Origin of the sequence: Chitinophaga silvatica, assembly GCF_003419895.1 — a bacterium.
Taxonomy (GTDB): domain Bacteria; phylum Bacteroidota; class Bacteroidia; order Chitinophagales; family Chitinophagaceae; genus Chitinophaga; species Chitinophaga silvatica.
Window position 1 is genome coordinate 128,210 of sequence record NZ_QPMM01000011.1, and the last position, 20,121, is coordinate 148,330.

At 38.1% G+C, this 20,121-nt stretch carries 14 protein-coding genes; 11 read left to right on the top strand and 3 right to left on the bottom strand.

Annotation, left to right across the window (positions count from 1 at the left end; all coding sequences use genetic code 11):
* Positions 1–4: 4 nt before the first annotated feature.
* Positions 5–712, bottom strand: coding sequence for a hypothetical protein (locus DVR12_RS20025; protein ID WP_116977577.1), 708 nt, complete (start codon positions 710–712; stop codon positions 5–7).
* Positions 713–1,032: 320 nt separating this feature from the next.
* Here DVR12_RS20025 and DVR12_RS20030 point away from each other — a divergent pair, with 320 nt between their 5' ends.
* Positions 1,033–1,773: a hypothetical protein gene (locus DVR12_RS20030; protein ID WP_147323496.1), complete on the top strand. Its 741-nt coding sequence runs from the start codon at positions 1,033–1,035 to the stop codon at positions 1,771–1,773.
* Between the two features lie 132 nt (positions 1,774–1,905).
* Here DVR12_RS20030 and DVR12_RS20035 read toward each other — a convergent pair whose 3' ends face one another.
* Entirely contained in the window at positions 1,906–2,241 is a 336-nt protein-coding gene (locus DVR12_RS20035) for a winged helix-turn-helix transcriptional regulator (protein WP_116977579.1), read from the bottom strand.
* Between the two features lie 117 nt (positions 2,242–2,358).
* Here DVR12_RS20035 and DVR12_RS20040 point away from each other — a divergent pair, with 117 nt between their 5' ends.
* Together DVR12_RS20040 and DVR12_RS20045 are read left to right on the top strand one after the other, a co-directional pair.
* Positions 2,359–3,228, top strand: a complete 870-nt coding sequence (locus DVR12_RS20040) for an SDR family oxidoreductase (RefSeq protein WP_116977580.1) — start codon at positions 2,359–2,361, stop codon at positions 3,226–3,228.
* A gap of 469 nt (positions 3,229–3,697) precedes the next feature.
* Complete coding sequence (locus DVR12_RS20045) at positions 3,698–4,240, top strand: hypothetical protein (RefSeq protein ID WP_116977795.1); 543 nt, start codon at positions 3,698–3,700, stop codon at positions 4,238–4,240.
* Positions 4,241–4,711: 471 nt separating this feature from the next.
* On the opposite strand, the gene DVR12_RS20050 is transcribed toward DVR12_RS20045, so the two are convergent.
* The gene (locus DVR12_RS20050; RefSeq protein ID WP_116977581.1) at positions 4,712–5,761 is read right to left on the bottom strand and encodes a TAXI family TRAP transporter solute-binding subunit; all 1,050 of its coding nucleotides are present in this window, start codon (positions 5,759–5,761) and stop codon (positions 4,712–4,714) included.
* A 374-nt stretch (positions 5,762–6,135) separates the two neighbouring features.
* On the opposite strand from DVR12_RS20050, the gene DVR12_RS20055 reads away from it, so the two are divergent.
* The 8 genes from DVR12_RS20055 (at position 6,136) to DVR12_RS20085 (ending at position 20,037) form a co-directional block, all read left to right on the top strand.
* On the top strand, positions 6,136–8,388 hold the full coding sequence (locus DVR12_RS20055; protein ID WP_147323497.1) for a hypothetical protein: 2,253 nt from the start codon (positions 6,136–6,138) through the stop codon (positions 8,386–8,388).
* A 328-nt stretch (positions 8,389–8,716) separates the two neighbouring features.
* The gene (locus DVR12_RS20060) at positions 8,717–9,538 is read left to right on the top strand and encodes a type IV toxin-antitoxin system AbiEi family antitoxin domain-containing protein (protein WP_116977583.1); all 822 of its coding nucleotides are present in this window, start codon (positions 8,717–8,719) and stop codon (positions 9,536–9,538) included.
* On the top strand, positions 9,535–10,098 hold the full coding sequence (locus DVR12_RS20065; protein ID WP_199417157.1) for a nucleotidyl transferase AbiEii/AbiGii toxin family protein: 564 nt from the start codon (positions 9,535–9,537) through the stop codon (positions 10,096–10,098). The genes DVR12_RS20060 and DVR12_RS20065 overlap by 4 nt, the downstream gene beginning before the upstream one ends.
* Complete coding sequence (locus tag DVR12_RS27830; RefSeq protein WP_199417158.1) at positions 10,067–10,336, top strand: nucleotidyl transferase AbiEii/AbiGii toxin family protein; 270 nt, start codon at positions 10,067–10,069, stop codon at positions 10,334–10,336. The genes DVR12_RS20065 and DVR12_RS27830 overlap by 32 nt, the downstream gene beginning before the upstream one ends.
* Positions 10,337–10,343: 7 nt before the next feature.
* Positions 10,344–12,737, top strand: a complete 2,394-nt coding sequence (hsdR, locus tag DVR12_RS20070; protein ID WP_116977584.1) for an EcoAI/FtnUII family type I restriction enzme subunit R — start codon at positions 10,344–10,346, stop codon at positions 12,735–12,737.
* 10 nt (positions 12,738–12,747) lie between these two features.
* Entirely contained in the window at positions 12,748–14,166 is a 1,419-nt protein-coding gene (locus DVR12_RS20075; protein WP_116977585.1) for a class I SAM-dependent DNA methyltransferase, read from the top strand.
* A 1-nt stretch (position 14,167) separates the two neighbouring features.
* Entirely contained in the window at positions 14,168–16,189 is a 2,022-nt protein-coding gene (locus tag DVR12_RS20080) for a restriction endonuclease subunit S (RefSeq protein WP_116977586.1), read from the top strand.
* Between the two features lie 47 nt (positions 16,190–16,236).
* Positions 16,237–20,037, top strand: a complete 3,801-nt coding sequence (locus DVR12_RS20085; protein WP_116977587.1) for an AAA family ATPase — start codon at positions 16,237–16,239, stop codon at positions 20,035–20,037.
* The last annotated feature ends 84 nt before the right edge of the window (positions 20,038–20,121 follow it).

A 20,121-nucleotide genomic window follows, 5' to 3' on the forward strand; every position in this document is an offset into this window, starting at 1 on the left:
GGATTTATTTTAAGAGATAAGTAACAGATAATTTAGATTCTTTGAGCAGTGCTTCCAAACCATAGCCCGATCCCTTTTGAGGGTCGAAATGCGCCTCCAAAACCAGAACGTTCAAGGCATTAGCAAATTCCTTCTCTGAAGGAATACTTATCCGGATGGTGCATGTACCAGATTTGACTGGCAGTAACTTTCTGGGAATGGCGAGTTCTCCATCTGCTCCCACATAGTAAGCAGTTTCGCTTTCATCAGGAGCGCCACCTGCTTCTTTTGCCGGTACTGCTTTTATCCAGAAACCTCCAGCAGCCTGTATTCCATCGTCATTATACACAGTGAGGGTATCGAATGTATTGCTACCTGATTTTTTTATTTCCAGGTGGTTCCACATTTCGTCTTTATTATTGCTATAGTGGCCGGGATAAACTATTTGAACACCGGGTTTATCTCCGTCACTGATTTCAAAAATCATTCTTTTGGGTAAGGCTATATTCCATGCAAACTTTGGGCGCTTAAAAGCGATGTACAAAAAGTCCTGATCGTTGTGTAGGTCGTACTCCAGAACTGCAGCCTTATCGTAGTGCTTTAATGACGGCCCCCATTCAGTTAACTTGCCATCTATGATAACATTTTCCGGGCCTGATGTTTGGGCATAAACCACATGGAAAAAACTACAACAGACAAATAGTAGCGCACTCAAAATCTTTCGCAGGTACATGGTTGATATTTTTATGGATGTCATCCATTTCAATAAATTCAGGCCACACAGATTATCTGTTACTTTTTATTTCAAATGAGTAAAAAGTAGCTAGCATTTACCACTCTGTATGGTCTGTTCAATAAATTTAGGAGGTTGATTTTTACCTAGAATAGGCAACAAAACCTTTAAAAAGGGTGAAGCGCAAGTAGAACAGGATAAGTATTTTGGAGTGAATAGTATTCAAAATCATGCTGTCGGGTTATTAAAAAATGACAAGAAATGACTAATTCAATGATGCTAAGCCATCACTATTTTTGCCCTGAATAATTGCTTTGATTATGATAAAAAGAATACTCGGGATTTGTCTTCTGACCAGTATGTTGGGGGCCTGTAAAAAAAATTCAGATCAAAATTTGCCCACTTCTCTTCCAAGTGGTATAGGAACTTACGAAGTAAGTTTGATTGATAATATTACCGGTAAGGAGTATGCCAGAATTAAGGGAGTTACAGACAGCTCCCGCAACTGGATTATATCAACCAATAACGGTATTGAACTTAATATTTCCCCCGCTTACCCCTACGCGTTAAATAAACTTATACAGGGAAATATAGAGTATATCCCTGACTTCAGACTTCCCTCTAATCCCGTTTATGTTGAAACACCTAGCGTAAATGGGCTCCAGGCCGGATTCCATGTGAATGAAAAAATAAATGTTAAGACTTATTTGGCCTATAATATGTCGAATGAGAGTTATGGACAAGTTGTTTTGAAAGATCCTGCCATGTATTCAGTGGAAGGGAACAATATTGATATTTTTCCTTTTCTCTCCATTAAACAGGATAATTATATAAAAGTAACTATAAATAATATCCGTTCTTATAACTGGAGGTCTAGCAATTATAGTAATCGTCTGATGCGGGATTCGTTGATTGAAGGATCATTTGAAATGTTATTATCACCCAAGCCTCAACCTCTTAATAAGAACTTTTCGTTATCAGGGTTGTCCATCACACGGGTATTTATTAGTGGTACGTTTAAGAACGCGCATGTACGTGTGTTGCCACTGCCGAATGATTGATATAATTAATCAAACTCTTAATGACCATGCTTCTACAATAGGAAGAAGTTAGATGTACAACCAACTGGCATGTTGGTCGTTTGTTGTAAATAATTATTCATAGAATCGAGATTCAATATAGTTATACAAATTTTATATTGGCCTCTTAACAACCGGTAAATTCTTCTTCCCCCAGGTTGCTAAATCTTTTAGAATAGGTGTCATAGTTTTACCGAGTTCTGTAAGTGAGTATTCAACTCTTGGAGGAATCTCATTGTACTGTTGTCTGTTTACCAATCCATCTGCTTCCAGTTCTTTCAACTGCTCTGTCAGTACTTTCCTGGATATACCAGGTATGCGTGCAGCTATTTCACCAAACCTTCTGGTGTTGGAAGATAAAACATAAAGTATTATTGTTTTCCAGCGCCCACCTATTAATGCCATTGTTGCCGTTACCGGACAATTATTTGTATTTGTTGTTTTGTTCATTAGTTACATTAAGGTTACTACTTTTTTGCCTGTTACCTAAAGGTAACAAGTTACTTTTTGTAACTAAAGTACTTCCTTTGTTCAACAAACAGAAATTTTAATTTAAAAATTTAAGATATGATACTGGTAACAGGAGCAACAGGACATTTAGGTAAGGCAACGATAACTTCATTAATACAACGTGGAGTTCTTGCAAAAGACATTGCTGCATTAGTAAGAGATGAAGCTAAAGCAATCTCGCTTAAAGAAGCTGGTATACAATTACGCAAAGGAGATTACACCGATTATAACTCTTTAAAAGCAGCATTTAAAGGCATAGAGCAGTTATTGTTGATATCTTCTTCCGATGTAGTTGGCGATCGCTTAGAGCAACATAAAAATGCAATTAATGCAGCTATTGAAAATGAAGTAAAACGAATCACCTATACTGGAGTTGATATTCGTGATTTTGAAACAACCTTAATGCCAGCAGTAACAGACGTCCATATTCAAACTACCAATTATCTCAAAGAAAAAGGCATCCCTTATACTGTATTAAACAACACGCTGTATGCAGATCTGATTCCTTTGTTTGCCGGCGAACATGCAATTGAAAAAGGTGTCTTTTTTCCTGCGGGTTACGGAAAAGTACCCTTTGTACCCAGAGCAGAAATGGCAGAAGCCGCAGCTGTAGTACTAACAACTTCAGGACATGAAAACAAGGAGTATGCAATAAGTGCTAAAACAGCTTATTCATTCGGAGAAATAGCTGAGATATTGACAGATCTTTCTGGCAAGGAAGTGAAGTATCATGCTCCTGATGTAAATACCTATATTTCTCAGTTAGTGAAATCAGGAGTTCAGGAAGGAAGTGCCCGATTCCTTTCTGTATTCGGTAAGGCAATAGATAATAATGAATTTGATACAAAGCGTAGTGATCTGGAAGTATTACTGGGAAGAGAATCCGTTGATTTGAAGGATTATCTGAAAACTGTTTATGCCAAATAGTTATAAGGCATTTCAATCAATAGAATCATGAATGATATGTACTTACCGATATAATCAAGAGTTCTAAAGCTGACAACCTTGCATTGGCACAATTATACAAACAAAAAGGCATGTTTCTATATTGTAGAGATAAGCACTTTTCAAGTGCCCACTAGTGGAAGATTATCGAATCTGTTAGTATTGATACTAATTAACACTACCTGTTTCTTGGTTATATCAGAGGGCGAAATCGGCAACCTTTTTTGCAGTCAATGATGCTTCTTAAGCAACGAGTTTCTAAGGCCCAGGGCCTATTTACAATAATTTACAAAATTTACATTATAATTTACAACCCTGACCCTCCAAGCTCCAAAGATCACAGTAGTTTCGCGATATCAAGCTTTAATTGGATGAGAATAATAAAAGAGATGCCTTAAGTGGATCTGATTTATCAGGAGATAGATCTATGTTAATTAAAACTACAAAAAATATGAAAAAAGCTATTTATGCACTGATCCTACCGCTGGTTGTGGTAAGCGGACTATTATTTGCAAATCGCGAAATCAAAAATGAAAATTCTAAAAAATCTACTGCAAAACCACTATCTGCTGCAGAAATGAAAGCCGAATTGAGAAAATGGGAAGCTACCCCTGAAGGTATAAAGTTCAAAAAATGGGAAGCCTCTCCCGAAGGTAAAAAAGTGCTTGCCGGTGCTGCTAAAATTAGTAAGCCTATAAGTGCTTTTACCAATATGGAGGCTGTTGTAACCTCCCTTTCTCTTCCACCGGGCTCACATTTAGGTTTCGGAGTGATGGCTAAGATTAATGGGGAGGATTATATTCTGAGTTTTGGACTGGAAAAATCTAATGAATTTCAGCAATTACATAACCTGAAAGTTAACGACAAAATAATTATAAGAAGCCATAGTGCATCGTACGCCCCCAAATATTCATATCCTATAGTATCAGGCGACTATGTAGAACGAGATAATAAAATAATTTATAAACGTCCTCCTAATAAAGGTGGTTGCTGAGTAAATAAATTGTGAAATAAGCACATGAATTTCTTCTTTGCAAGCTGATATTCTTGTACGTCCTGGTGATTCTCTGGTTATGGGAGAGTGGTTGGAAGCGGGAAAATTTGACACTTGCACAAACAAAAAAGGCTTATCTCTACAATGTAGTGATAAGCCTTTCTGGTGCCCAGAACAGGAATACTATCTGTCTGGTTATTAATATCTTACAGTCGCGGAATGTCAAATTGGTGTCGCTGTTTTTTAGACAGCATGAAAGCGGAACGATTGTTCAAGCTTTTTAACTCTTATTCACCTAACACCGTAAAAATAAGAATTTATTAAAGAAAATGTGGCAAATGAAATATTTTTTGATAGTGCCTGTTAATGTGCCAATTTTAATTGGTAGCATCTGATTGACAACTATTCAGCCCAAAGCAAAGCTTAGGAAAGAAAAGTCAACGAACAACTGGAAAGTTAATATGCCCACAATCATTGCATCTCCAAAATAACGGACTTGACCCGCTTACGCTTTTCCTTGCCCTTAAATTCAATATAAATAGGAATGGCAGATAATACAAGCCCAACTACCGATAATATTGTGGCTATAAGGTTCGTATTTCTATCTAAAAATGATGGTTGATCACGATTATAATACTGCAATACTGCTTTATGAACAGGGATATAGGTTTCTCCCTCATTTCCAACTTTTTGTAGCTGGCAAAATGGGTACTCATTAACTAATTCAGATTCTTTCTCGAACAAGGCCCTGGTAAAGTTATATACCGTTCTATCACTGAGATTACTGCTGATCACTAACATTGCTTTTGTTGCGAATGTTTCGTAATTTTTCTCCGGCCTATAAAGGCTATAAAAACCCATCGGGAGCACAAACTTATTTAGTTTGTGACGCCGTAGCAAATAAGCATCTGTATTTTCAAACGCAACTGGGTGCATGGTTGAATCCTTCAATATGGAAGAGATTACCTCATTGCCCAATCCCACGATCATAAACCCAAGATCAACTTTCCCTTCCTTTAACATGTTGCGTGTTCTATGATAAGTCGTGTCAACAAACCTTAACCTCGATGAATCGATACCATAAAAACGGATAAGGTCCAGCAAGTCCTTACTTGTCTGGCTGGGCGAGTCCAGCCGCGCTATTTTAAGCGTATCACGGTAATTGGCGATATCCTTGATAGACATTAGATCCTTTCTGTTTGTGATGAGAAAATAAAGCTCGGAATATACATAGGCAACTGCGGATATATTCTTTGAATTCCATTTGGCATTGGATTGAACCATTCCTATGTCAGCATTTCCCTTATCGAGCTGGTCAATCGTTGTTCCACTGGCCCCCTGGGAATTACAAACCTTCAGTTTTACTTTAAAACGGGACGAATCTTCATTTAAAACATGCGAAAATGCGTCAAGAAAATGCTCATATTCACCACCTTTTTTTACACTCGCCGTTAGCGTGAGGTCTAGATCTTTCGCAAAACGTCTAGAAAAAAAAATGTAAGAATGACGAACCCTAAACAGGAGACTATAGCCACAGGAATGATAATTTTATAGTGCCTTTTAACTAACATGCGCAGGTTTGGCGTGATAATGCCCATAACATTAGAAGATTTTAGTTGATAAATTCAGGGGTATTAAATGCAGGTATAAAAAACTTTATAAGCAATCCATCAATTTTCAATTTCGATGGAAAAACGGCATAAATTTAACAATTAATCAAATCAGTTAGATTTTCATTTAAAACTTCATCTTTGTTTTGATATAAGGTTCCGCTAAAGTGCCCCAACCATGCTTAGTAGACTATTTCTAAGTTTCACTTGGCCATATGCTAGCAGTAACTTTTGCTATTGATAATTAAAATACATTATTTTTAATCCTTTACAATAGGATCCCGTATGTTATACACCGACGCTTGTATTTATTTTATCATAGGTATATTTACCATAGGTTTTCCGCTATTTATTAGTGCAATTGGCCGACTTGATGATCGATATGAATCCGCACTAATCACGGATATTTTCCGCAAGGAAAATATATGGGAATACTTTACATTCTTCTTATATGCGTCGGTTTTTGCAACTGGGCTACATGTTCTCGTCGCTTTTGTCACGATAGGTAATAATTCCGGAAATGTTGACAGTCATGTCTGGCCGATAATTGTAACCGGTAGTATTCTATATTTCCTGACGTTAGGATTGATCGTTAACTTTGGGCGGTTCGTGGCCCTAATTCTGGTTTATTACTCAGCAGAGCGGCTGATCAACCATTTCAAAGCACGCTCCGACAATGAACAACACGTTTATTTCAGGTCGCTGGCAGACATATTATACGTAGCGATTAAAAAGGAGGACGAAAGTGTAATTATTACCCTAACATCAGAGTTCGGAATTCGTTTCGCCCGCTTTCGTCAGTTGGCCCCTCCTGGACCGGTAGTTTATCCGGCAGCATTCTATGACTTTCAATATAAAGTTATTCGTGATACAATTGCCAATAAGTCAGCTAAAATAAATGCACTTCGTTTCAGCGCTACCGATGGTACCTGGTTGTTAGGTTCCTTCCAGCATACAGAGATTAGTGTGGATACGTATAGATGGCTGTGGTATAACCTGCTGCTTATGGTGGAAAGCGATAGCGACAATCTCATCCTAGGCTACTGGAAAATGGCGGACCAGTATATGACATTCGGGTTAGACAAAATCCGGGAACCGTTTACAAATGATGCGGCACAACAGGAGCTCAACCGGGCAGAAGCTTTAAAACGTGAAGAAGAAAGGAAACGCTTCTTGCAATTCCATTATGCCTTAGGAGGCCTTTTGTTATACCGGAAAAAATATGATGTCATCAGGAGGATGTTTTTGTTTAGTAACAGTACGCCCCCACGATATGAGCTTTTACCTGAATCTATCAACACCATAATAGAGGCTTATCTTAAATTTACCAGTCGCTTCGACATGGAGCTATGGCCGATCACTGCCAAATACCCTTTTCCAGAAATGGAAGGTACAGCAGCCGATGAAGCTATACGAGACAGGATTGCCTTATACCTGGCACTCCTGCTATTACGCCTCTATACGTTACAATCGCCATATTACGGTGTTAAATACGTGATACAACCAGCCATTCCCCCATCTCAGGCGGACAAACAGGTGTATATCGACAATATGCTCTATCTAGTCAAAGATCTGCAGCAGCTACTAGGTGATCATGAGTTATTGAAGGTATTAGAATACGACATTATCAATCCTGGGTGGTGCGTTCTTAATAATAAGCCCTACCCACCTAAATTAATTGAAGATTTTATCCAGAAGTTAAAAGACGCTTTTGCCCTACAGGAAATGGTTCAGGAAATGGTGCCTGAAAAAGTAGCGGCATTCAAAACCAGTTCGACAGATATACTGACGCAGCGATTCACTCAATTAGGAGTGTTGGGAAATGCTACGCCTATTACTCGAAACTACCAGGACAATGAACTCAGGGGAACCCGGCAATTGATGGATAAAAGTGCCTTTGCTGCTAACCAGGCGGTGCACAATATGAACTATGATACCTTCTTGGCAGAAGGATTGATGTTGCAGTTAAAGCAAGACGTAGCTCTCAGCATCCAATCGCGCGTGTCAACTAGCTACCTGGTACGCAAAGCCGATTTTGTAGATGCTTTAAAACGGCTGAACATCAAACCTGACAAACACTCAATTATCTCCTTTGGATTGGACAATGACGAGTTGCTTAAAGATCTAGCAGCAGCAGGTATAAGCTTGCCCGAGCGAGACCTTATCGTCATGCCGCCAGATGCCTTCGACTCAAGAATATTTTATCGCGTTATACTTGTATTAGATAAGAGCAAGCTTCCTAGTATCCTCCATCTGCCGCTTCCTCAAGAACTAATTGCCAAGTACCACCTTGAAGCTTACAGCGAGCCTTTTAATTTTTACGGCTCGGTCATAGACCTGAATGCGGATCCGGTATTAAGGGCGCAGCTTGGAAACATACCTGGTGTAGACCTGGATAAATCAGTACTGCTTACATTGGATTACCGCTTGGTACTTAGATGGTATAACGATACTGCCATCACACAATTAGGCATTTATGATGAATTTATACAGAAGGGTTTTCCAAACAGTCATTCCGATGTAAAACCAATCTCTTAACCGTAACTAAGGCTTAATGAGGCTCTGTTAACGCAGGAAATATATGCGCGGTTACTCCATAGGCATCCATTCGGGATAGGTTTGTCATCAAAAGGTATACTAATTGCCAAAGTTGCGTCAACATCGGTATAACGTAACGTAATTCTTTATTTAGTTTAGCTGTTTCCCTTTAGATCTTCAAATATCAAACTTCGAGTTATACTTTGTAGTTAATTAGTCAGGCTAAACCTGACTAATTAACTATAAAAACACATGCTAGTACCTATAATCAATAAAATTGCATTATTTTTCATATCATTGCAGTCAGGTTTAACCTGACCAGTTGACTATGAAGCATAAGTACATCTCTACTCAATCAAACGAGCTCTTGTCCTATTTTAATGAAAAGGACCGGTTTTGCTTTGGTTACGGAGAGGCGTTTAAGGCTTTGCCAGAATCCAGTGAAAGTGCGGTAAAGGAATTACTAAGCGATATGACCAAGAGGGGGCTTTTAATGCGCCTAAAAGAGGGAGTTTATTATATAATACCTTATGAACAGGATGCCGAATCATTTATGCCCGACTGGCACCTAATACCAGAATTCATAGTAAAAGATGCCCAACATTATATCGGTTACTATTCAGCGCTGCAAATTCATAATCTTATTATACAACCATCGTTGAAAGAACAAATTGTTGTTTCTAAGCAACTCAGACCTTCTGTAATCACAATTAAAAACATTCCCTTCCAGTTTATATATCACAATCCGGATCACTTTTTTGGCATGAAAAAGATTTGGATTGACAATTTCCATAAAGTACAATGCTCTGATCTTGAAAAGACAATTATTGATTGTCTTTTCAAGCCGGACTATGCAGGGGGAATTGTTGAAATTGCAAGGGCAATCAGCATCTCTGCCAATCGAATTAAATTTGAGAAGTTATTAGAATATGTAACGAAGTTTAAGTCACAGGCAGTGATTAAGCGGCTTGGATTTCTTTTAGAACTATTAAACATTGACAACCCCATCATTGAGAAACTATTAAAAGAAAAAACGGCTTCTTATGTATTATTGGATACAGAATTACCTAAATCTGGGAAAATGATAAGCAGATGGAGCATTCATCAAAATCTGGAGACAGAAACAATTAAATCAGCTATCTACACATGATTAAGCCCGGAGAAATTCAGCAAAAAGCAAGAGAAGTCGGAGTCCGAGATCAGCAAATAGAGAAAGATTATGTCCTTTCCTCGATACTAAAGGGTGTATCACAACATGATCTACTTTCAAAAAGTATCGTGTTCAAGGGAGGCACCGTATTGAAGAAAATTTATTTTACAGATTACCGGTTTTCGGAAGATCTTGATTTTACATTGCTGGACAACAACATTTCCAATGCACAGATATTTGAATGGTTTAAAGAAGCTTTTGAATACATTAGAGATGAAACAAATATTCCCCTTGATATAGTCGATAATAATGAACACGAGGATGGCGGAATAAACTTTTACATCAGCTATATAGGGCCATTGGGCGGCCAAGGCAATAATAAAAGGGTGAAAGTGGACATTTCGAGAACTGAGAAACTGGAATTTGAACCCATCTTAAAGCCTGTTTTCATTGATTATAGTGATTTAGAAGATTACAAACTTCTATGCTATCCCTTAGAAGAAGTTTTGATTGAAAAGTTACTCTGTAATGCAGCGTATGGCTGCAAGGGATTTTTATGACATCTGGTATTTATTAGTGGAACATGGAATGGATGCGGCATTTTACCTGGAAGAATTTAGCAAAAAATTTGCTAGCAAAGGATTAAATCCCAAAGGTTTTCACAAGAAACTGGCTGAAAGACTACCCCAGTACAAGGGTAGGTGGCAAAGCTCAATGAGTGAACAGATAAAGGATCTACCCAGTTTTGACAAAGTAGAACGTGAGACCCTGAGACAACTAAAACAAATAAAGCTGTGACAATATCATGAACAGAAAGACTTTATCAGAAAGAGACATCTGCACTAAGTTTATCACCCCTGCCTTGGTAAATGCTGGATGGGATACACATTTACAGGTATTGGAAGAAGTCTCATTTACTGATGGAAGGATTTATGTTAGAGGTAAAATCACAGCAAGGGGAGCTAGAAAACGAGCCGACTATATTCTATATTATAAGCCTAATATTCCGATTGCCATTATTGAAGCCAAGGATAACAATCATTCAGTAAGGGCGGGCATACAACAAGCCTTAGATTATGCAAAAATACTGGACATTCCTTATGTTTTCAGCGGCAATGGGGACGGCTTTTTGTTTCATGATCGCACGGCGATAGATGGAAATGTTGAAACAGAAATCGGTTTAGATAACTTCCCCACTCCCGAGCAACTTTGGCAGAAATATAAAAAGTATAAAGGGATTAAAACACCCGAAGCGGAGAAAATCGTTTCGCAAGATTATTATTTTGACGGAACAAACCGTAAACCAAGATATTACCAACAAATTGCTGTAAACAGGACTATTGAGGCAATTGCTAATGGGCAAAATAGAATTTTGCTCGTCATGGCTACTGGTACCGGCAAGACCTATACCGCTTTTCAAATCATTCACAGGCTTTGGAAAAGTGGAGCCAAAAAGCGTATCCTGTTTTTGGCCGACCGAAACGCCTTAATTGACCAAACACGCAGAGGCGATTTTAAGCATTTTAAGGATAAGATGACAGTTGTCAAACACAGGCAGATTGACAAGAGTTTTGAAATTTACTTAGCCCTTTATCAGGGACTTTCAGGAACGAACGAAGCTGCCAATGCTTACAAACAGTTTTCAAGGGATTTTTTTGACTTGATTGTAGTCGATGAGTGCCATAGAGGAAGTGCCAAAGACGACAGCAATTGGAGGGAAATTTTGACTTACTTTCAAAATGCAACGCACATAGGTTTAACTGCTACGCCTAAAGAAACAACAGAAACAAGCAATACTGAATACTTTGGTGACCCTGTTTACACTTATTCTTTGCGTCAGGGGATTAATGATGGTTTTTTAGCTCCCTATCGCGTTATTAGGGTTGCCTTGAATATTGATACTGAGGGGTGGCGACCGGAACAAGGAAAAACAGACAAGGACGGAAACGAGATTGAAGATCGCATTTACAATAGAAAGGATTTTGATAAAAATTTAGTGATAGAAGAAAGAACGGATTTAGTTGCTAGAAAGCTAACCGAGTTTTTAAATGGATATGACCGTTTTGCCAAGACCATCGTGTTTTGTGTAGATATTGACCACGCAGAAAGAATGAGAACTGCGTTAGCCAGGCACAACTCTGATCTGGTTGCCAGGAATTATAAGTACATCATGCAAATTACTGGCGATAATGATGAAGGGAAGAGAGAACTAGATAATTTCATCAATCCAGAAGAAAGGTATCCTGTCATAGCAACCACTTCCGAGCTAATGACGACGGGAGTGGATGCCCAGACTTGTAAGGTCATCGTATTGGATTCAAACATTACCTCAATGACGAAGTTCAAGCAAATCATTGGGAGAGGCACACGCATCAATGAAGAATACGGCAAATTGTATTTCACGATTTTAGATTTCAGAAACGCCACTGATCTTTTTGCCGACCCGCAATTTGATGGAGATCCAATCCGAATAAAACCGGTTGCATCAGATACTGACTTAGAAGGCATTATTGACGAAGAAGAGGACAACAAAGAACCCATCATAGACATAGAAACAGGTGAAGAGATTGAAATGGTGCTTCCTGAGCTTCGCTATCCCGAAGCTGATTTTCCACCAACGACAGTAAATGAACCTAGACAAAAGGTTTATGTGAATGGTGTGGATGTTTCAGTATTGATTAGTCGCGAATTGCATTTTGATCAGCATGGTAAACCCATTACAACAAGTTTGAAGGACCACACAAAAGAAATAATTAAAGGGCAGTTTGCTTCGATAGATGATTTTCTCAATAAATGGCAAAGTTCGGACCGCAAAGAAGCCATCATTGCAGAGTTAGTGGAACAGGGCGTAATGGTAGAAGCACTTTATGAAGCTGTTGACAAGCAAGTGGATTTGTTTGATTTAATCTGTCATGTTGCGTATGACCAACCGCCACTAACGAGAAAAGAGCGGGCTAACAGCGTAAAAAAGAGGAACTACTTTACTAAATATGGAGATCAGGTCCGAAAAGTACTGGAAGCATTACTCGACAAGTATGCAGACCAGGGCATTGAGAACATTGAAGACATTCAGATTCTGACTGTTCCGCCCATCAATGAATATGGTTCCGTTACCGAGATCATCAAAGCATTTGGAAGTCGTGAGGAATATGAAAATGCCATTAGAGAATTAGAAAACGAATTGTATAAAATAGCATAATACATAATAAATGAGCAATATTGGAGGTATAATAAAATCAATCAGGGATGTTTTCCGTAAAGATCCTGGCTTGAGTGGAGACGCTCAACGCATTGAACAATTGGGCTGGATGATATTTTTGAAACTTTTTGACGACAAGGACAAGGAAAAGGAAATCCTCGATAGAAAATATAAATCGCCAATCCCATCTGCTTTCCAATACCGTAACTGGGCGGAGAACGATGAAGGTATGACTGGAGATGAGCTCATCAATTTTGTCAACAATCATTTATTTCCAGCGCTCAAAAACCTCAAGGTCGGCACGAATGATAAATTAGGCATCATTATCAGGCAAATATTTGAAGGAACCAACAATTATATGAAAAGCGGAACTACGTTTCGCCAGGCAATTAATAAACTCAACGAAATCGACTTCAACAGCAGCAAGGAACATCACGTCTTTAATGTAATTTATGAAGAGATACTTCAAGGATTGGCTACCAAGAAGGACACGGGCGAATTTTACACTCCAAGAGCTGTAACACAATTTATTGTGGATATGGTGAACCCGAAACTGGGTGAGAAAATTTCGGACCCAGCCTGTGGTACTGCTGGCTTTTTAGTTTGTGCAATTGAACACCTAAAGAAACAAGTAAGGAATGTAATAGATAAACAAACTTTGCAAAAGACCGTTGCCGGAACGGAATTGAAGCCTTTGGCTTTTATGCTGAGTGTGATAAATCTGATTACCCACGATATCGAAGTGCCTCAGATCGAAAACGGTGATTCGCTGAGTCGTGAATATAACTCCATCAGACAAAAGGATAGAGTAGATATCATTATAGCAAACCCACCTTTTGGTGGCGTCGTCGGTGATGGTATGGAAACCAATTTTCCTTTGAATTACCGCACGAAAGAAAGTGCAGATTTGTTCCTGATACTATTTATCCAATTACTTAAAGAGGGTGGACGGGCAGGTATTGTATTGCCCGATGGCAGCTTGACCGGCGATGGGGTAAAACAACGGGTAAGGCAAAAGTTGTTGGAAGATTGTAACGTGCACACCGTTGTGCGGTTACCCCAATCCGTTTTTGCTCCTTATGCTACTGTAAATACCAACCTCATTTTCTTTGAGAAGGGTAAACCTACACAAGAGGTTTGGTATTACGAACACACTTTGCCTGAGGGAGCCAAAGCCTATAACAAAACGAAACCTATACGCATAGAAGAATTTGAATCATTAAAGGCGTGGTGGAAGAAAAGACATGAAAATGAAGTGGCCTGGAAGGTGCCCATACAAACCATTATTGACCGTAATTATGATTTGGATATAAAGAACCCGAATAAAAGAGTGGAGGAAATTATGTATAATCCGAAGACAATAATTGAAAACCTTGAAAAATCATTTGAAAAATCGGTTCGTTTGTTGAATGAATTAAAGAATATTTGAAATGACTTGGGAAACAGTAAGGCTTAAAGAAGTTATCTCACATAGAAAAGGCTTCGTTGAAATTAATGATGAAACTGAGTATAAGTTAGTAACAGTAAAGCTGCATCGTAAAGGTGTAGTTCTAAGAGAGAATCTAAAAGGTTCTCAGATCAGAACTAAGAAACAGCAAGTTTGCAGAGCTGGCTATTTCATTGTTGCGGAAATGGATGCAAAAGTTGGAGGATACGGCTTTGTTCCAGATCATTTAGATGGTGCAATTGTAAGTAGTCACTATTTTTTATTTGAGTTGAATGAAAATAGATTAAGACCGAAGTACTTAGAGGTTATTTCACAACTTAGAATATTGCAGGATCAAATAAAGGCAGTAGGTTCAACTAATTATGCTGCAATTAGGCCTTACGATGTTCTTGATTGGGAAATTCCTTTACCTCCGATTGAAAAACAACAGGAGATTGAAACATTGTATTTAGAAACCAGATCTAAAATTGATAATCTCAATATTGAACTTTCTTACCAACTCAACCTCATCGATCAGCTCAATCAAGCCATTTTGCAGGAAGCGGTCCAGGGAAAATTAGTGCCACAAGATGATAAAGACGAGCCTGCAGATGATCTGCTTAAACGTATTAAAGCTCAAAAGGATTTTCTGATTAAGTCGAAGAAATTAAAAATAGGAAAATCAACTGATCAGTCCGTAAGCTATACGGACGAATATCGGATACCTGAAAGTTGGATTTGGTGCAAAGTAGATGATATTTTCTTTGTTACCAAACTAGCAGGTTTTGAATATACTAAACATATTAAGCTTAAAGAAGCAGGAGAAATTCCTGTAGTGAGAGCTCAGAATGTAAGGCCATTATACATCGATAAAACAAAATTGCTTTATATTGACGAGAGAACATCTTTTTCTTTAGAAAGATGTTCTCTTACAAAAAAATGTTTACTCGTAACTTTTATTGGAGCCGGAATCGGAGATGTTGCAACATTTAATGAGAATCGCAGATGGCATTTAGCTCCAAATGTTGCAAAAATGGAGCCTTTCGAAGGGTGTGACGAAACGATAGACGTTATGTTTTTTAACTACTTTTTACTATCAAATATCGGGCAAAGAGAATTGTTTAAACATATGAAGGCAACTGCACAGCCGAGTCTTTCAATGGGAACAATTAGAGACATAGATATTCCCCTTCCTCCATTTTCCGAACAAAAACGTATTGTGCAAGAAATCGAATTCCGGTTTGCCAAAACCAAGCAATTAAAAGAGTACATCATCGCTAACCAACAAGCTACCGACCAACTGCTCAAAGCCTTTCTGCATCAAGCGTTTGAATTGAAAGAAAAAGGGGAACCTGTTATTAAATCTAATGGAAAAGCAATCGAATTGACAACATCAACGATAAGCTGGAACAATCTTGCTGCAGCCCCCTTTGAAAAACGTGCTGCCCAACCTGTAAATAACATTCAGAATATTGATTGGGAAATGGCCTTAATGGTCGCTTGCATGAAAAACAAGCTTGGTGTTACATACGGAGATGTAGGTTTGCAGAAAAATGTGTTCAATACCAATTATCTACAGCCTATTTTTTCAAAACAGTATAATTTTATTAATTCCAATTTTGGAACATACAGTTCCGAACTAAAGGATGACTTAAAGCGTAATCCCTATCTTATTTCAAAAAAGATTGCAAATAACAAGGAAGTGTATATTGTAAATCCCAAATACAGTAAGCAAGTATTGAACAAACTATCGGCACCAGAAAACAGGGGGTTTGTGAAGGCCATAGAAAATATGCTCAGCATTTATGAACAGCCCTTCATCAACAAGGAAACGGACAAGATAGAGCTTTACAATACGGTTTTAAAGGTTGCCATAGATAAAAGGACTACTGACATTAACGTGATTTATCAGGAAATGAAAAATTGGAAGATCAATCAACCAATTTACACGACCAAAGCCGAAAAATTCAGCAAATCGGACTCTGGAAAAATGTTGAAACTTTTAATAGAAAAAGGGATATTGTAATTAATTCGCTGTTGTTTAAAAACTGATCTTCAGATTGCTTAATCGTTATGAACAAAAACTTACCGATAAAACATCTATCAGCCAGAGTACCTTGGCATGACAATAAGTGGAATGGCAAAACTTGTTGCAGTGTTTTAGATAATTCTTTTTGTAGAATTTTGCCCAGAGTTGATGCGACGAAGAACCCTGATATTGAGCCTTCCGATACTACAATCACGGAAGATAACTTCCCTCCTTGCATTTCGGAGAAAGGAACCTTCCTTTCTCCCTATAGTTATACAAGAGAATTGAGCCATGCCTGGACAACGATTAATCCAATGTTCAAAGATTTTAAGCCAGGTATTTATTATCATAAGCCCTTCTCTTTTAACGCTGTTCCATTTTTGTGGATGATGAAGAATAAAGGAAGTGATGACAATCCCCATTACTCTGAAAAAGCTAATGTATTTGAGTTAGATTATGATGCAAACTTAGAACAGCAGGTCGATATTAAATTGGGGTTTGCCGGCAATATCTGGGTCCAACACCCAGCCAATCAGAAGATCTTATTGGATGCCTTCTTTGGTTGTCTTAAAAAGCAGGAGTCTCTTGTTTTTTTCTATTGCAAAGACACTCCGTTTTCAAATCCGAATGAGAGAATAATAGTTGGAGTAGCCAAAGTCAAGAATGAACCAGGATCGATACTTGAATACAATTTTGATAGAAATTATCAAGGTCACAAAAGTCATCCCTGGGACAGATGCGTTGAACATACCTTAACAACAAATAATCCCGATGGTTTTTTGCTTCCTTACCACGAAATATTAGACTATACCAAGCAGAAGAGCACTGAAATTGAATTAAAGGAATATGCTGCTTTTGCACCGGATTACAAACAGTTCTCTTTTGCTTCTGAGTTAGTTGAACATGATACGGCTATCGATGCTCTTTTGAATATTGCTGAGAGCTTGAAAAAGTCTGAGGTATTGCTGGAAAAATCTTTTAGAAAGGAATTGGATTGGATTGATGCAGAAATTTCAGCCATTTGGAACATGCGTGGAGCATTTCCTGGTATGGGGCCGGTCCTTAGTGCACTAAACGTAGAAGATGGCAATACCATCGCATGGGAGATTGAAAAGCATATCATTCAGAAAGATGGCAACCTTTTACAGACCAATCCTTGGACAATATTTGAGGAAAGTATTGCAGAGCCAGAGAAGTACATAAAGACAAGAGGGGCTAAACTCTTTAATGCAACTGCTCAAAGAATTTGGAAAGGCAAGCCTGGAAAGAAGAAAGAGTTTTATAAACAACTTAGTCGTTGCCAACTAAATAATGATCAAGCTAACTTTATACTTACAAAACATGCTGAATTAGTCGGTTCGATACAGGAGATAATCGAGAATCTATACTTGCTTTATGAAAAGACCAGGTTTGAAGGATACGGAATTTCTTTTCGCCAGATCGACAAAGCACTGCTTCCACCGGAAAAAATTCAATTAGCATTTCCGTTAACAAAAGAATCTGCTTTAAAAGACCGTTTAGATGAAAGAAGAGTAAGAGCATTTACAATTTTCATTTTGGAGGAAGCTGCAGCCGAAGGCCATTCTTTATTGCCCTTTGATGAGGTGTTGGAGAGAATGAAAGCTAAAGCAATGGATGAGCCATTTCCAATTGATGAAGATATTTTAACTACACAATCAGAGGAAGATTTTTTTGTTGAAGAAGTAACCTCAATTCTACCAAGTAAAACGAATCCTACTCTATTTCTTAAACTACAGAGAATAGCTGAATTAAAGGACATAATCAGGCAGCGTTTGAATATTGGGCAGGTTTTAACAAAGCCGTATAACATTGAAAAGGACTGGTTAAAACTCATAAATAGTCATAAGAAGTTTCCCGCTTTGGATACCCATAGCCCCGATTATATAGATGAAATAACAGCTAGGAACGAAAAAGCGGAAGCTTTGAATGTCTTGACGAATTACAGGTTTTCAGTATTAATTGGCCCGGCCGGCTCGGGAAAAACATCACTGCTAGAAATTTTTGAGAAACAGGATGAAATTGTTCGTGGTGGAGTATTGAAATTGGCTCCAACAGGTAAAGCGAGGGTTAAATTAGGCCATGACGCAAAAACAATTGCTCAGTTTCTTTATCCTGACAGGTATAACCCAATGACTGGTACTTATTTCATTAATGAGGAAGCAGGAAAATATTCATCAGCAAAAAATATCATCATAGATGAGGCGTCAATGCTTACCGAGGAACAACTGGCTGCTTTGTTTGACGCTTTGGGGCCAGTTGACAGAATTATTTTAGTAGGTGATTATAGGCAATTACCCCCAATTGGGACAGGTAGACCTTTTGTTGATATTGTGAATGAGATTAAACCGAAAGTATTTGTAAAGGAGAACATTTTTTCTGGTGCTGCATATGCAGAATTAAGAAAAATTAGACGGCAGAGCAATACAGGCGATTTTCGCTGGGATGTCGTACTAAGTCGTTGTTTCAGCGATGAGCCTACTAAGGAAGACTTAGAGGCATTTCATGCGATAGCATCCGGATCAATAAAATCGGACCATATCCGGTTAGCAAAATGGTACGAGAGTAAAGATTTCAGAGAGCTTTTTGAACAAATTATCGCAGAGGAACTTCCTTTAGACAAAAACGATATCATTAAATCATTTAACAGAAAGATTGGAGCGAAGGATTTTGGCGACTACCAGTACTTTAATTATGATTATGCAGAAAAGGAAATTGAGAAATGGCAGGTTATTTCTCCGGTAAACGGCTATGGTTACGGCGTGAAGGAGGTGAACAAATTCTTTCAAACTACGTACCGGAAACCTTTCATTAATTTGGCTTTAAACATTCAACCAGAGAATTCTAATTATTTCCAAAAACGAAAAGTTGCAAAACCCAAAGGAAATGACAATATTGTTTATGGAGATAAAGTCATTAATTTAAGGAATACGCGTTGGGAAAACTGGCAGAAGATAAAACCTTCTGAAAAGAAAACCGAAGCATTAAATTATATCGCTAATGGTGAAATCGGTATTATTACGGGAGAGTTTCGAGGTAAAGATAACGATCGCAAGGGCGAGCCTAACGTTGAAATTTCATTCTCTACTCAGCCTAGCTATAGCTATGTCTTTTGGCCCGACCAATTTGGCGAAGAGGGAAAGTATTCTTTGGAATTAGCTTACGCAATAACGGTACATAAATCTCAGGGTAGTGGTTTTGAAAAGGTTTTTTTTATAATGCCTTCCAAAGGGGCATTATTAAGTCGTGAGCTACTTTATACTGCTTTAACAAGGCAGGAAAAGAAGATTATCATTTTGCATCAAGGCGACTTTAAAGATTTCCTTCGCTTAGCCTCAACAGATGCATCTTCCACTGCAAGAAGATTCACGGATCTTTTCCATTTACCTCAAGTGAAGCAGTTGAAACAGAAATGGTATGATGCAAGGTATGTAAACATAAGCGAGAGAGGAGAACCAATGTTGAGCAAAAATGAAGTGATCATTGCTAATTGTCTGAATAAATATAAAAGACAAATTACGTATGCTTATGAAGATAAATTGAAACTGGATATTTCAACGAGGATTATAAAACCTGATTTCACGATTGACAATCTTTCAACTGGTAAGCGTTTCTATTGGGAGCACTTAGGGATGATGACAAAAACGAATTACAGAGAGAAATGGCTGAAGAAATTAGAAAGCTATTTGAAAGACGGTTTTGTTTTACATACAGAAGCTAAGGAAGGTGACGAAAAAATATTAATTATTACGGAAGAAAATCCCAATGGCGGAATAAATTCTCATGATATTGATCTTACCGTAAGAAGATATATACTTGAAACCTAAAAAATCACTTTTAAGTTTTAGGCAATTCCAGTTATAATTATAATTGGATTCCTTTTTAAGTTACTTACCTAAAGTGTCTCTATG